This is a genomic window from Bradyrhizobium tropiciagri, assembly GCF_018130505.1.
GTDB lineage: Bacteria > Pseudomonadota > Alphaproteobacteria > Rhizobiales > Xanthobacteraceae > Bradyrhizobium > Bradyrhizobium tropiciagri_B.
In genome coordinates this window covers 248,178-262,646 of the sequence record NZ_JAFCKH010000008.1, presented here as the reverse complement: position 1 = coordinate 262,646, position 14,469 = coordinate 248,178, and the positions used below count along the sequence as shown (strand labels likewise).

10 protein-coding genes are annotated in these 14,469 nt (G+C 64.8%); 6 read left to right on the top strand and 4 right to left on the bottom strand.

Going from position 1 to position 14,469, the window contains the following annotated elements; genetic code table 11:
• Nucleotides 1-130 precede the first annotated feature (130 nt).
• The 3 genes from JQ633_RS21735 to JQ633_RS21725 all read left to right on the top strand — a co-directional run bounded on the left by JQ633_RS21735 (nt 131) and on the right by JQ633_RS21725 (nt 5,481).
• Nucleotides 131-2,617, top strand: a complete 2,487-nt coding sequence (locus tag JQ633_RS21735; RefSeq protein ID WP_211987109.1) for a putative bifunctional diguanylate cyclase/phosphodiesterase — start codon at nt 131-133, stop codon at nt 2,615-2,617.
• A 1,032-nt stretch (nt 2,618-3,649) separates the two neighbouring features.
• Nucleotides 3,650-4,498, top strand: coding sequence for an SDR family NAD(P)-dependent oxidoreductase (locus JQ633_RS21730; RefSeq protein ID WP_211987108.1), 849 nt, complete (start codon nt 3,650-3,652; stop codon nt 4,496-4,498).
• A 293-nt stretch (nt 4,499-4,791) separates the two neighbouring features.
• On the top strand, nt 4,792-5,481 hold the full coding sequence (locus JQ633_RS21725; protein WP_211987107.1) for a phosphatase PAP2 family protein: 690 nt from the start codon (nt 4,792-4,794) through the stop codon (nt 5,479-5,481).
• Nucleotides 5,482-5,571: 90 nt separating this feature from the next.
• Here the strand turns inward: JQ633_RS21725 and JQ633_RS21720 are convergent, their stop codons facing one another.
• Both JQ633_RS21720 and thrS read right to left on the bottom strand, forming a co-directional pair.
• Nucleotides 5,572-6,135 carry a nitroreductase family protein gene (locus JQ633_RS21720; protein WP_211987106.1) on the bottom strand — a complete coding sequence of 188 codons (564 nt, stop codon included), beginning with the start codon at nt 6,133-6,135 and terminating at the stop codon, nt 5,572-5,574.
• Nucleotides 6,136-6,220: 85 nt separating this feature from the next.
• A complete protein-coding gene (thrS, locus tag JQ633_RS21715) occupies nt 6,221-8,263 on the bottom strand; it encodes a threonine--tRNA ligase (RefSeq protein WP_211987105.1) in 2,043 nt (680 codons plus the stop codon).
• Nucleotides 8,264-8,501: 238 nt separating this feature from the next.
• Here thrS and JQ633_RS21710 point away from each other — a divergent pair, with 238 nt between their 5' ends.
• Nucleotides 8,502-9,767, top strand: a complete 1,266-nt coding sequence (locus JQ633_RS21710) for a hypothetical protein (RefSeq protein WP_211987104.1) — start codon at nt 8,502-8,504, stop codon at nt 9,765-9,767.
• A 109-nt stretch (nt 9,768-9,876) separates the two neighbouring features.
• Nucleotides 9,877-11,013 carry an MFS transporter gene (locus JQ633_RS21705; protein WP_211987260.1) on the top strand — a complete coding sequence of 379 codons (1,137 nt, stop codon included), beginning with the start codon at nt 9,877-9,879 and terminating at the stop codon, nt 11,011-11,013.
• A gap of 1 nt (nt 11,014) precedes the next feature.
• On the opposite strand, the gene JQ633_RS21700 is transcribed toward JQ633_RS21705, so the two are convergent.
• Complete coding sequence (locus tag JQ633_RS21700; RefSeq protein WP_211987103.1) at nt 11,015-11,341, bottom strand: GrlR family regulatory protein; 327 nt, start codon at nt 11,339-11,341, stop codon at nt 11,015-11,017.
• A gap of 149 nt (nt 11,342-11,490) precedes the next feature.
• A complete protein-coding gene (locus JQ633_RS21695; protein WP_433995677.1) occupies nt 11,491-12,789 on the bottom strand; it encodes an alpha/beta hydrolase in 1,299 nt (432 codons plus the stop codon).
• Between the two features lie 309 nt (nt 12,790-13,098).
• On the opposite strand from JQ633_RS21695, the gene JQ633_RS21690 reads away from it, so the two are divergent.
• Entirely contained in the window at nt 13,099-14,469 is a 1,371-nt protein-coding gene (locus JQ633_RS21690) for an APC family permease (protein WP_211987258.1), read from the top strand.

Below are 14,469 nucleotides of genomic sequence, written 5' to 3'. Positions count from 1 at the left end.
AACCATCGTGCCATTTAGGACGCCGTAATCGTCCGGTCTGTGCGCGGCCCTGCGCATTTTTTACATGGCGTTAAGCTGCGGCTGACTTGGATGCCGCGGGGACTAAGCGTTTGCGTGAACGGGGCGTGCCATGGTCATGGCCAACAAGATATCAACAAAGGCGTCGGCCAAATTCAATTCCGAGATGTTCGCCGACGTCGCGGTGCTGCAGCGCAAGTGGCAGGCCGCGGTGCGTCCGGGCGAGAAGCTGCCGCACTATGAAGACGTGATGCTCGGCAGCCTCGGCCGGCTGGCGGACCACATCGTGCTGCTGCGCAGGGTCGACGGCACGCTGCGCGTTTCCCACACCGGGCGATATGTCCAGAGCTGGCTCAACGACGAGCGCTGGGACATTCCGCTGAGTGCGCTGCCGCCGGACTGTGCGACCGCACTGACCGAAGCCACCGCGAATGCGCACGAGAACTGCCGTCCCTATCTCGCCTCGGCGCATTGTGTGCGTGACGGCGTGGTGCGGACCTACGACGTGCTGGCGCTGCCGACGCGTTCGCGCTGGGGCGGCGGCACGCTGGTCGGTGTCTACGTCAATGAGCGCAACACGCAGTACAATCTGCTGGATACGATCTTCTCGGCCACCGACGAGGGTGTGCTGTCGCTGGCCGCGATCCGCGATGCGAGGGGTGAGCCGGCCGATTTCCAGATCGTGCATCTCAACCAGGGGGCCGCGCGGCTGCTGATGCAGCCCGCGACCGAATTGTTGTGGCGGCGGCTCGGCGCCGGCGGCAATCCGCTCGCTGCGCGGGACGTGATCGCAGGACTGCGCGGGTTCGTCGGCGGCAGGAGCGGCGGGCAACTCGAGATCGAGAGCGGCGACCGTTGTCTTCGGCTCGGCGTCACCGCGTTCGGCGACATGCTGTCGCTGACGGTCACCGACGTCACCGCGCTGAAGCGGCGCGAGGTGTCGTTCCGCCTCCTGTTCGAGAACAACCCGATGCCGATGTGGGTGTTCGACGCCGACACGATGGAATTCCTGAGCGTCAACGACGCCGCCGTCCAGCACTACGGCTATTCGCGCGAAAAATTCCTCGGCATGACGCTGCGCCAGATCTGGCCGGAAGACGAATGGGCGCTCCACAGCGCGGCGCTGCGCGATGTCGGCGAGGTCTATCAATCCAGCCGCGACTGGCGACATATCCGCGCCGACGGCAGCGAGATCCACGTGCTGACCTTCGGGCGCAAGGTGGCGTTCGAAGGCCGCGACGGCTATCTGGTCGCGGTGGTCGACATCACCGAGCGGCGCGCCGCCGAGGCGCGGATCGCCCACATGGCGCATCATGACGGCCTGACCAACCTGCCGAACCGCGACTTCTACCAGGAGCGCCTGCGCGAGGCGCTGGAGCGCGGCCGGTCCGGCAACAAGCGCGTCGCCGTCATGGGCATCGACCTCGACCTGTTCAAGAACGTCAACGACTCCTTCGGCCATCCGATGGGCGACCGGCTGCTCAAGCTGGTCGCCGAGCGGCTGCGCGCGGAAGTGCGCGGCGACAATGTCGCGGCGCGACTCGGCGGCGACGAATTCGCGATCGTGCTCGCGGCCGATGTGTCGCCGAACGAAGCCAGCGCCTTCGCCGAGCGGCTGATCGACGTGTTGAGTGCACCCTACGACATCGACGGCCTTGAGGTCGTAGTCGGCGCCAGCATCGGCATCGCGCTGTCGCCGGGCGACGGCACGACGTCGGAAGAACTGATGCGCAACGCTGACATGGCGCTGTACCGCGCCAAGTCCGAGGGCGGCGGCGTGCACCATTTCTTCGAACCCGAGATGGATCAGCAGGCGCAGAAACGCCGCGACATGGAGCGTGACCTGCGCGCCGCGTTCGCCAATGGCGAGTTCGAACTGCATTACCAGCCGCTGGTCGACATCGCGGCCGACCGCATCTCCGGATTCGAGTCGCTGCTGCGCTGGCGGCATCCGCACAAGGGCATGGTCTCGCCCGCCGAGTTCATTCCGGTCGCGGAAGATATCGGCTTGATCGTCGCGCTCGGCGAATGGGTGCTGCGCGAGGCCTGTTCCGAGGCGATGAAGTGGCCCGCCGACGTCAAGATCGCCGTCAATTTGTCGCCGGTCCAGTTCCGCAGCCGCAATCTTGTGCAGGCCGTGATCTCGGCACTGGCGCATTCCGGCCTGCCGGCGCGCCGGCTCGAACTGGAGATCACCGAGTCGGTGTTCCTGGCGGAGACCGAGGCCAACCTTGCGATCCTGCATCAATTGCGCGAGCTCGGCGTCAGCATCTCCATGGACGATTTCGGCACCGGCTATTCCAGCTTGAGCTATCTGCGCAGCTTCCCGTTCGACAAGATCAAGATCGACCGCTCCTTCGTGAAGGACCTCGCGCGCCGCTCCGATTGCCTCGCGATCGTGCGCGCGATCTCTGGCCTCGGCCGCAGCCTGAGGATCACCACGACCGCGGAGGGTGTCGAGACCGTCGACCAACTCGACTGGCTGCGCGCCGAGGGCTGCAACGAGGTGCAGGGCTTCCTGTTCAGCGCGGCGAGGCCGGGCAGCGAGATCGCCGCGCTACTGAGCGGCTTCGCCAACCGCGCGTCGAAGGCAGCCTAGCTTGGCGCGTCATGGCCGGGCTTGACCCGGCCCTCCTCTCAAGAGGCCTTCGCTTGATGGATTGCCGGTCAAGCCCGGCAATGACGAGAGCAGCGAATTATCGGCAGATATCGCTTCAACCCCCGGTTGCCCAATCCGGTGCGTATGATACCGTGCATTGATCCGGACGGCATTTCCGTTCCGGATTGGGGGGGCATCTCATGAGATTGTCTTCACGCATTGCTGCGCCCGTTGCCGTCGCCGTTCTGGCTTCCGCATGGCTGTGCAACCCGGCCGCGTCGCAGACCGCGACAGGCTCCGCAGCCCCGCTTCCCTCCATCACCGTCCAGGCGCCGAAGCCGGTGGCAAGGCCACACAGCCCCGAGCGGACGGCAAACACCGCGGCATCGCGCCGGACATCGTCAACTGCCCAAACGTCCTCGTCAGCGGCTCGCGCGACAACCGCGCGAACGCCGTCGCCTGCGCCGGATTCAGTTTTGGGCAGGATTGCCAAGCTGGAGAAGGTCGCCAGCAACTGCAACGGTGGCTGTGAAACAAGCCTCCGACACGGCAACCTCCCCTGGAACGGGTGTAGCGAGTCGGGCGGGGGGCTTGGCATCGGGCCTTACTCGGCAACGTGCAGAGATAACCTGACCTACAAATCCTACATAGATTGCATGGAGACCAAGGTGTTCCTGGGCGAGTACCGGAACAGAGCACACTGGTATTGCAGCAGCCTTCTCATCGCCGGCAAGTTTCAGGTCGCCGAACTGAAGCGATCAAGACATCGGCGCTAGGCCATACGTCCCGCGGGGTCGCCATTCCAATGCCCTCAGGTCCTGATGTCAGCGGCACGCCGATGCCAGCGCGCGCACTTCTCGAAGTCATGCGCGAGCGGATTGAGAGCGGCGGACTGCCTATGGGGTAAGCTTGAAGGCGGCAGACTTCGGCGCTGGGCGCAGCACTTCCTAATCGCACAAAAGTGCGGTCATATTCCGTCCAGGGACACTTGGCGTCCTGGACGAGGCTCTCGGCTTACACGGGGGAATGTACGTGAAGGAACTTGCTGGAAAGACCGCGTTCGTGACCGGTGCCGCGTCAGGCATCGGTTTGGGGATCGCAACCGCCTTGGCCCAGGCGGGGGTGAAGGTGATGCTTTGCGACATTGAAGAAGCGGCGCTGTCCGCAGCGATCGAGCAACTGCGGCGCACCAACGTCGACGTCGACAGCGTGAAAGCCGACGTCTCGCTCAAAGCCGAACTAGTCGCCGCCGCCGAAGCCACGACGGCCCGCTACGGCAAGGTGCATATCCTCGTCAACAACGCCGGCGTCGGCGGCGGCGGGCCCTACGGCACCTGGACCGAGGGGGCGTGGAACTGGACCCTGGGCGTCAACCTGATGGCGACCATCTGGGGGATCGAGATTTTCGGGCCGTTGATCGAGCAGCATGGCGAGGGTGGACAGATCGTCTCCACGGCCTCGATCGCCGGCCTTATCTCCGGGGGGAGCACTGCATACAACGTTTCAAAGTATGGTGTTGTCGCGCTGTCCGAGGGCCTGCGGCCGGAACTGGCGCCCCGCGGCATCGGCGTATCGGTGCTGTGTCCCGGGTTCATCCGCACGCAAATCGTGAACTCGGGGCGCAACCTCCCGAAACGCTTCGAGGGGGCGGTCCGAGCCCCGCCGACTTCGGGCCCGATTGCCGAGCGGATCAACCTGATCCGGGAACGCGTCTCCCAGGGCATCGATCCCCTCTATGTCGGCGAACTCGTCCGCGAAGGCATCGAAAACGACTGGCCGTATATCTTCACCGACCTCGAATTCGAGCCGATCGTCGAAGCGCGCTTCGCCGGAATCAAGCAGGGCTTTGACCATATCCGCGGGCGCAATCCGAAACGATGAGCGCGGAGCCTTCCACCGGGCTGACGGTGCTTGATGTGGCCACCATCCGAGGGCGGAATTCCGTTTCACCCTCGGAAGCCGAAGCTCGAGAGCGCGGTCGATCCTCCGGGTTTCTTAACCTCGTTCATACGGAGCGGAAATAGGCTCTGGCCATCGAGGCCTATGGATCGCAACATTACCGCTCGGGAACATGCGCGCGCACGCACTTCTCGAAGTCATGCGCGAGCTCTTGAGAGCAGTGGACGACCCATGGGTTGAGGTTGCATGATCGGGGACCGAGCGGAAAAGCGAACATGACAGGCAGCGGTACCGATCTTGACCTCCTCCTGGCCTTGAACTCGTTTCTTGGAAGCAACGATCTGCACAACAAGCGCCTGTGGGAGTTTCTCGGCAATAGTTCGCTGATCCGAGGTTTTCCGGTTTTCTTTTCCCTGCTTGCGCTGTGGTTTTCCAGCGATTGCATCGAGCGACGCAGCCGGATGTTGGCCGGGCTGGCTGCGACTTCTCTGGCTGTGGTCGTCTCTGTTTGGTTGCAGCATCACACGACCCCCCACATACGCCCGCTCATGGACCCCGCGCTTCATCTGAATATCGCCGATCCGCAATGGGCCTCAACCTTCGGCCGTCAGGGATCCTTTCCCAGCGACACGGCGACCCTGTTCTTTTCCCTGGCTGCTGTGATCCTGCTGGAAAATAGGCTGGTCGGATGCCTTTGCTTTGTCTGGGTATGGGTGGTCATCGGCGGCGTTCGCGTCGCTTTTGGATGGCACTATCCAAGCGACATCGCCGGTTCATTCATTCTGGGGCCGGCGGTCGTCTATTCGTTCATCAACGTTCCATACGTCGTGCTGCTCTTTGAGCGTGTGCTGAAGCTGTTTGAAAATCGTATGTATATCGTCCACACGCTCTTGTTCTTTTACCTGGCGGACGCGTTCAACCTGTACCAGGGAGCGCAGAAGATGGTTTTTTCGATCCTCAAGTGAGGCGGCTTGCGTGTCCGAGCTCGCTCAAGGACACCATCGTGCAGTATGTGCGGAAGCATGGATTGCTTCGCCGCGCCGCATGCGAAGCGGCTAGAATCGCGTGACGATATCCGACAGCGCCGGGCGCGGGCGGTCTTCGCTCGGCTTGGTCGGGGTACCGATGTGGATCATGGCGACGAGTTTCTCGTCCGGCTTGAGGCCGAGGCCTTCGAGCACGTCGCGGTCGAAGGCGAACCAGCCGGTCAGCCAGCAGGCGCCGTAGCCGAGCGCGGTCGCCGCGGTGACGATGTTCATCGCGCTCGCGCCCGCCGACAATTCCTGCTCCCACGGCGGCACCTTCGGGTGCGGTTTTGTGAACGAGACCACGCCGATCACCAGCGGCGCATCGGTCAGGCGCTTCTTCTCGACCTCGATGTCGGAGGCCGGGGCACCGGGGTTCTTCCGCGAAAACACCTTGGCGATGACATCGCCGGCGCGCGTGCGGGCGTCGCCCTCGAACACGATGAAGCGCCAGGGCGCGAGCTTGCCGTGGTCGGGCACCCGCGCGCCGATGGTCAGGATGGTCTCGAGCTCGGCCGCCGACGGGCCGGGGGAGGTCATCTCGCGTGGCTTCATCGAGCGGCGGGTCTTCAGGAGTTCAATGGCATCGGGCACGGAAAGGTCCTTCAAAGTAGGGTCGTGCCCCCAAGATGGGGGCACGAATTGTCGGACGAAAGCCTTTTTAGACCGATTATGAACCTCAGGCGGCCGAACGCGTCCGCTTGATGTCCGGCGCGGTCGCCTCGTCCACCAGCGCGGCGATTGCCTCGTCGGTCGGCATCACGGTCTGCCGCTCGCTGCCGAGGCGGCGGACCGAGACCGAATGCGTCTCGGCCTCCTTCTTGCCGACCACGAGCAGCGCCGGGATCTTGGCCAGCGAATGCTCGCGGACCTTGTAGTTGATCTTCTCGTTGCGCAGGTCGATCTCGACGCGCAGGCCGGCGCGGCGGGCCGCCGCCGCCACCACCTTGGCGTATTCGTCGCCCTCGGAGGTGATGGTGGTGACGACGACCTGGGTCGGCGCCAGCCAGAGCGGGAAGTTACCGGCATAGTGCTCGATCAGGATGCCGATGAAGCGTTCCATCGAGCCGCAGATCGCACGGTGCACCATGACCGGCGCCTTCTTCGATCCGTCGTGATCGATATAGAACGCGCCGAACCGCTCCGGCAGGTTGAAGTCGACCTGCGTGGTGCCGCACTGCCAGTCGCGGCCGATGGCGTCGCGCAGCACATATTCGAACTTCGGCCCGTAGAACGCGCCTTCGCCCGGGTTGATCTCGGTCTTGATGTTGTTGTTCTTGACTTGGATCTCGCGCAAGACGGTCGCCATCACGCGCTCGGCGTGATCCCACATCTCGTCGGTGCCGACCCGCTTCTCCGGCCGCGTCGACAGCTTGACGGTGAGCTCGCCCTCGAAGCCGAAATCGGCATAAGTCGACAGGATCAGGTCGTTGATCTTGAGGCACTCGTCGGCGAGCTGCTGCTCGGTGCAGAACACATGCGCATCGTCCTGGGTGAAGCCGCGCACCCGCATCAGGCCGTGCATCGCGCCCGACGCCTCGTAGCGGTGCACGACGCCGAACTCGGCGAGCCGCAGCGGCAGGTCGCGGTAGCTCTTCAAGCCGTGCTTGAAGATCTGCACGTGGCCTGGGCAGTTCATCGGTTTGAGCGCGAACCAGCGCTTGTCCTCGGCCTCGTCGCCGGCGGACTGCGCCGCGAACATGTTCTCGCGGTACCAGTCCCAGTGGCCCGATGTCTCCCACAGCACCTTGTCGAGGATCTGCGGCGCGTTGACCTCGTCATAGTCGCCGAGCAGCCGCCGCCGCATATAGGCGATCAGCTGCTGGAAGATGGTCCAGCCCTTGGGGTGCCAGAACACCACGCCCGGGCCTTCCTCCTGGAAGTGGAACAGGTCGAGCTCGCGACCGAGCTTGCGATGATCGCGCTTCTCGGCTTCCTCGATCTGCTTGAGGTAGGCGTCGAGCTCATCCTGCTTCGCGAACGCAGTGCCGTAGATGCGGGTCAGCATCGGATTGTTGGAATCGCCGCGCCAATAGGCGCCGGCCACCTTCATCAGCTTGAAGGCGTTGCCGACCTTGCCGGTCGAGGTCATGTGCGGGCCGCGGCACAGGTCGAACCAGTCGCCCTGGAAATAGATCTTGATCGGCTCGTTGCCGGGAATCGCGTCGACCAGCTCGACCTTGAAGGCTTCGCCCTTGTCGCGGAACACCTGCTTGGTCTTCTCGCGATCCCAAACTTCTTTCGTGAACGGCTTGTCACGCCCGATGATCTCGCGCATCCGCTTTTCGATCGCGGCAAAATCCTCCGGGGTAAACGGCTCGTTGCGGAAGAAGTCGTAATAGAAGCCGTTCTCGATCACGGGGCCGATCGTCACCTGCGTGCCGGGCCACAGCGACTGCACAGCTTCCGCCAGCACATGCGCGGCATCGTGCCGGATCAGCTCCAGCGCGCGCGGGTCCTCGCGGTTGATCAGCTCGATCTTCGCATCCTGCTCGATCGGATCGTTGAGGTCGGCGAGCGTGCCGTCGAGCGCCATCGCGACGGTGCGCTTGGCGAGCGAGGGCGAGATGCCCTGGGCGATTTCGAGACCGGTGGTGCCTCTGGGGAAGTCGCGCTTCGCCCCGTCTGGAAAGGTGAGGGCGATCTTGTGCACGGGTTCTGCTGGCTTGAGGTTGGACAGGCTGTATTGAAATCCGGACTCGGATTTGGGCGTATCGGTCATGATGACTCCTGTAGCTCACTCCTGCGAACGAGCGCAGGTAAGCGGAAAGCAGCGGTATAGCAGGGGATTCGACGCCTGCAATCCGGCAATATCAAGAATATCAGGCCTTGCGGCCGCAGCGGAGCACAGCTTCGGCGAGGGGTCTCGGGCGCGCCGGACGCCACCGAACGTTGCGGCGGCGCCGATCATCGTCTAACCTCAAAGGCGATTTTTCCGCCGCGTGCGATCCGCCAATTTCATGTTTGTCCGCCTCCTGTTCCTCGTCCTCTTGCTGTCAGCCCCTGGCGCATTGCGCGCCGAGGAAACGCCGGTCGAGAAGGCCGGGTTCGCGCCGCGGCTGACGATCTATCTCGCCAAGGGTCCGGCGAATGCTTGCGGCGCCGGCTGCGACCGCTGGATCGCCATCGAGGGCGAGATCGACCGGGACTCGGCGGGCCGGATCCGCCGCTTCCTCGCCGGCGTCAAGGACACGCAGCGTCCGATCTACCTGCATTCGCCCGGCGGTAATGTCGAACAGTCCTACGCGATCGCGCGGCTGCTGCGCGCCCGCAAGGCGATCGCCCGGATCGGCCGGACCATCGTGCCGGCCTGCAGCGCGGACAAGCAGGTCGACGCCGCGTGCCTGAAGATCAAGGATGCGGGCGGCGAGGTCGAGGCCGAACTCACCACCCGCCGCGCGATGTGCAATTCGGCCTGTGGCTATCTGTTCCTCGGCGCGACCAACCGCGAGGTGGCGCCCGATGCGGTGATGGCGGTGCATAATTCCCGCCTGACGCTCGTCATCCACGGCAATCCGCCGCCGCAGGTGGTGGCGGACTACAAGAAGCGCCAGCTGGCAAGCGCCGATCGGGATCGCGCCGCGTTCATCGCGACGATGGGGATCAAGCGCGAACTGGAAGATCTCATCAGGACGGTGAAGTTCGAGAACCAGCACGTGCTGACGCGCCCGGAGCTCTATCGTTTCGGCATCGACACCAGGCCGCTGCCGGAGACCGCGTGGACGCTGGAGAAGGACGCGCGGCCGTACATCCGCAAGATCGCGCTGGAGAAGCGCGGTGACGGCACGTCGTTCCGCACCATGGAGTGGCGGCTGTTCTGCGAGAACAAGGATCGCGCACGGCTGATGTTCGTGCGGGAGGTCGACGACGGCACCGCCGGCAAGAGCACGGTGGTGATGATGGCCGGCACCGACAACGCCGTGGCGATCGGCAGGGTCGCGGTCCGGATCGGCAAATACGAGGTCTGGAACGATGCGGTGAAGCCGGATGCCGTCAAGGCGATGCTGGCCGCGCCGCATCTGCTGGTCGGCGAGCATGCGTCCGCGCAAGGCGGCAACGCGGCCATCGCAACATTCGATATCGATACGGTTGGCCTGGAGCCTGCGTGGACGCAGCTGGTGGCGTCGTGCCCGGCGGCGACGGCCGGCCCGAAGCCGGTCGCGCCAGTACCGGCAGGTGCTTCGCCCAGCGTCAACGCGGCGCCGTCCGCAACGCCGTCGCCCTGAGCGCAAGGGGCGGCGACCGGGCGGCGGCCATGCATTTAGATGCAGTTGCATCGATCATGTCGCATCTGCTACCACGCGGGCCGTGAAACGCTTCGCGCCCACTGCATTGATGCTTGGCAACATCGTCACCGGCTGCTCGGTGATGGCGCCGGCCGGTATGCTCGCGGAATTGTCCGGCGGCCTCGGCGTCACCATCCATGCCGCGGGCCTCCTGATCACGTTCGGCGCGATCGTGCTGTGCGTCGGCTCGCCAGTGACGGCGTGGCTGACCAGCCGGGTCGAGCGCCGCGCGCTGCTCGCGGTCACGCTGCTGGTGCTGACGCTGACCAATGCGGCCTCCGCGTTCGCGCCCGACTACAACAGCCTGCTGATCATCCGCCTCGTGATGCTCGCGGTCGGCGTGCTCTACACGCCTCAGGCGGCGGGCACTGCGGCGCTGATCGTGCCGGAGGAGAAGCGCGGGAGCACCATCGCCTACATCTTCCTCGGCTGGTCGCTCGCCGCCGCGGTCGGGCTGCCGCTGATCACCTTCATCGCCAGCCGCTACGGTTTCCGCGCATCGTATGGCGCGATCGCGCTGACCGGCCTTTTGAGCGTCGTCATGTTGTGGTGGCGGTTGCCCGGCGGATTGCACGGCGCGCCGGTCGACCTCAGAACCTGGATCAATCTCGGCCGCAATCCGATGATCGTCCTGCTGCTCGCGGTCACGACGCTGCAGATGTCCGGCCAGTTCGTGGTGTTCACCTTCATGGGTCCGTTGCTGGCCAAGCTCACCGGCGCGAGCCCTGATGCGATCGGCATCGCGTTCGCGCTCTACGGCATCTGCGGCTTCATCGGCATCATGATCGCAACGCGCATCGTGGATAGCTGGGGCGCCTGGAAGACCTCGGTGCTGTTCACCGGATTGCTGCTGGCCGGCGTCGCCGGCTGGGCGCTGACCGCAGGAGCTTACGTCCTGATGGCCGCCTCCGTCGCGGTGTGGGGGCTCGGCTTTGCCTCGACCAATTCGATGCAGCAGGTGCGCCTCGTCGGCGCGGCGCCGCCGCTGGCGTCGGCGTCGGTCTCGCTCAACACCTCGGTGTTGTATGTCGGCCAGGCCATCGGCTCGGCGATCGGCGGAATGTTGTTCGCGCGCGAATGGCTCTACAGCGCGGGCTATGTCGCGGCGGCCTTCGTCGCCGCCGCGCTGGCGATCGTGATCGCGACGCGGCCGCGTTCGTCCGCGCATGCCGCCGCGGCCGAGTAGATTAGTCTGCGATCCGCGTCAGCACGGCCTTGAAGTTGACGCCCGGCAGCTGCAACGCTTCGCCCTCGAAGTCGACCATGTCGCCGTTCTCGGTGCCCTTCAGCATCAGCGTGATCATGTCGGTGCCGAACAGCGGCCGGAACGCCGGATCCGGATTGTGCCGCTGGGTCGAGACCTTGACGTGAATGCCGTCACTGCGGTCAGAGTAATGGCCGACGAACGCAAACGCCGAATTGCCGCCGCGCAGCTTGCCGTTGATGGCATAGAGGACACCGGTGCCGGTGCCGTGAACGGTGTGGTACTCGATCTTGTAAAGACCTTCCTGCAACAGCCCATCCCCGAAAAAGTATTTGTCCCTTAATATCAATGCACCCTAGGGTGCATATGCAGCGCGAACAATGCTGCGCGGCAAAAATCATTCAATCATCAACACGACATTTCTTGCGGAACCGGCGGCGCCGCGATGCAAGCCTGTCGTCAACGGTTCGCTGACACAGGAACGCTGGCATACCGCGTCAGCGCCGGCGTTGCCGCCATCTTGGTCAGCACATTCCTGATCGGAAACTCGGTCCAGGCCTGCGTCACGTAGCTGCGATGGGTGATGCCGTCGCGCGTCTGCACGAATACCACGCTACCGGGACGCAGCGGACCGTCCATGCTCTCGCTCACCGTGATGCCCTTGTCGCGCAGCATCGACATCAGCTCGCGATCGCGCTGCCTGGTGTAGCGGGTGTAGGACGAGATGAAGAAGCCGGTGCGGTTCTTCTCGATCCAGGAGGCGAATTTGTCGAGCTCGCCGTAAATTGCGTCGAGCAGCAGCACGCCACGGACGCGACCGGCGGCGCCGCCGACCTCCAGACTCCAGGCGGTCGGCAGGAAGCCGCCGCTGTAGCCGACGATCACGACCGGCATGTTGGCGAAAATCTGCGCCGATTTCGGATCGCCATAGAGGCGGGCGAGGTGGCTTGCGGACTCGTCGAGGAACCGCTTGAAGCCGCCCGGCTGCCAGAACTTGCCGGCGCTGGAGTCGGCGGCGTCGACCGCCATCTGCGGCGCGAGCAGCACCGCGTTGACGCCCGAGTCCGTGATCTGCTGTGGCACCAGCTGGCGGTCGCGCACGTCGCGCTCCAGCGTCGCGCCATTGCCGTGGAAGAACACCACGATCACGCCGGGCTTGCCGGCATCGAAGCTCTCGGGCACGTGCACCAGCACGCGGCTGTCGTTGTAGGTCTCGTTCTGCCAGTAGACCCGGCCGGAGAGGCTGCGGTGACCGCGCCGCTCGCCATTGCCGACATTGAGGAAGGGGGCGTCGTTGCGCGGGTTGTTGCCGAAATAAGGGAAGGCGGAGGATTTCATGCTGACCAGCGTGGTCAGCTCGTCGCGCTCGGACGGGCGCGGCAGCGTCAGGCTGGGCGAGATCGAGGCGACACGCACCGGCGAGGGCGCGGTCTTCGGCGGAGGCATCGGCGCCGGCTCTGCGGTGGCGGTCCGCTGCAACGGCGCGAAGCTTTCCTTCTCGGTCGGAAAGCGGTCGCGGAATTGCGGTGCAGGGAAGCGGTCTTCGAACGTGTCGCCGCCGGTAGCCTGCGTGTTGGCGGCCACCATCTCCGGGTTCGGCGCCTTGCCGCACTGAGCCAGCGGCAGTGCGAGTGGGACCAGCATGCAAGCAGCCGCGATCCGGCGACGGCCGAACAGCCTTGCAGGGCGCGTCGCGCCGGGTGCCATCACCCGGCGGACGCGATCACACCTGTCGACTATCGGCTGTGCCCCGACCATCCACCCCGCTGCCCCGACCCCACCGGCAAACAACGTATTTGAGCTCGTCGGTGTTTAGGTCACGTTAAGCTTCCGGAAGCGTTTCCCCACATCCGGAAGCCAATACCAGACCACCCAATCGTGTCTTGATTGTGGGAAGGCTCCCCCCGTGCCGGATTTGCAGGCGGTTCCATGCGGTTCGGTTAAAGGTATCATGAAACCTCTCACGGTTCCGATTTAAACCCTTGTTAACGCTTCTTGAATTGCCGCGCGCAAGTCTGCACGATGCGCGGGCTCAAGGCGGTCGGCGGCTTGAAGGGTACGGTCGAGATGGCGGCATCACCCATGGGAAGCGCAGCGCTGCGCGGCCCGCTTCCCGGCGCGGGCTCGACCGTTTCGGTTCTGACGGCGACTGCGATTGTCGTCGCCGACATGGTCGGCGTCGGCGTCTTCACCAGCCTCGGCTTCCAGGTCAAGGACATCCCGTCCGGCTTCTCGATCCTGCTGCTATGGACCGTCGGCGGCATCGTCGCGCTGTGCGGCGTGTTCTCCTATGGCGAGCTCGGCGCGATGTTTCCGCGCTCGAGCGGCGAATACAATTTCCTCGGCCGCGCCTATCACCCGGCGTTCGGCTTCGTCGCCGGCTGGGTGTCGGCGACCGTCGGCTTCGCCGCGCCGGTCGCGCTGGCGGCGATGGCGTTCGGCGAGTACGCCCGCGCCATCCTGCCCGACGCGCCGCCGCTCGCGCTCGCCCTCGGGGTGGTGTGGCTGGTGTCGATCGTGCAACTCACCGGCGTCAAGCACTCCGCGACCTTCCAGCTGGTCGCGACCATGCTGAAGGTGGTGCTGATCATAGCATTCCTGGTGGCGGGCTTCGTGATCGCAACCCCACAGCCGATCTCGTTCGCGCCGTCGTCGGCGGCGCTCTCGCAGGTGCTGAGCCCGCCGTTCGCGATCAGCCTGGTGTTCGTGATGTATTCGTTCTCGGGCTGGAATGCCGCGACCTACATCATCGGCGAGATGCGGACGCCGGAGCGCAATCTGCCGCGGGCGATGCTGTCGGGTACGTTGGTCGTGCTGGTGCTCTACGTCGCGCTCAACGCGGTGTTCCTGCACAGCGCGCCGGTCGACAAGCTCGCCGGCCAGCTCGACGTCGCCCGCATCTCCGGCACCTATATTTTCGGCGAGCTCGGCGGGCGCATCGTCGGCGCGATGATCTGCGTCGGGCTGATCTCATCGATCTCCGCGATGATGTGGATCGGGCCGCGCGTGATGATGACGATGGGCGAGGACATTCCGGCCTTGCAGCCGTTCGCGCGCCGCTCCGGCCGCGGTGCGCCGGTCTATGCGATCCTGTTCCAGCTGGCGGTGGCGAGCGTGATGCTGCTCACGCGCAGCTTCGAGGCGGTGCTCGACTTCATCCAGTTCGCGCTGCTGTTCTGCTCGTTCTTCGCGGTCGCCGGCGTGATCAAGCTGCGCATCACCCATCCCGAGCTGCCGCGTCCGTACCGGGCCTGGGGATACCCGGTGACGCCGCTGGTTTTCCTGCTCGTGACCGGCTTCATGATGTACTATCTGTTGACGCAGCGCCCGCTGCAGTCGGCGCTTGGATCCCTGATCATGGTTTCCGGCCTTTTGATCTACGCGATCTTCCGCAAGCGGCCCGATCACCCCTCGACCGTACGTTCAGGTAGCGAATGA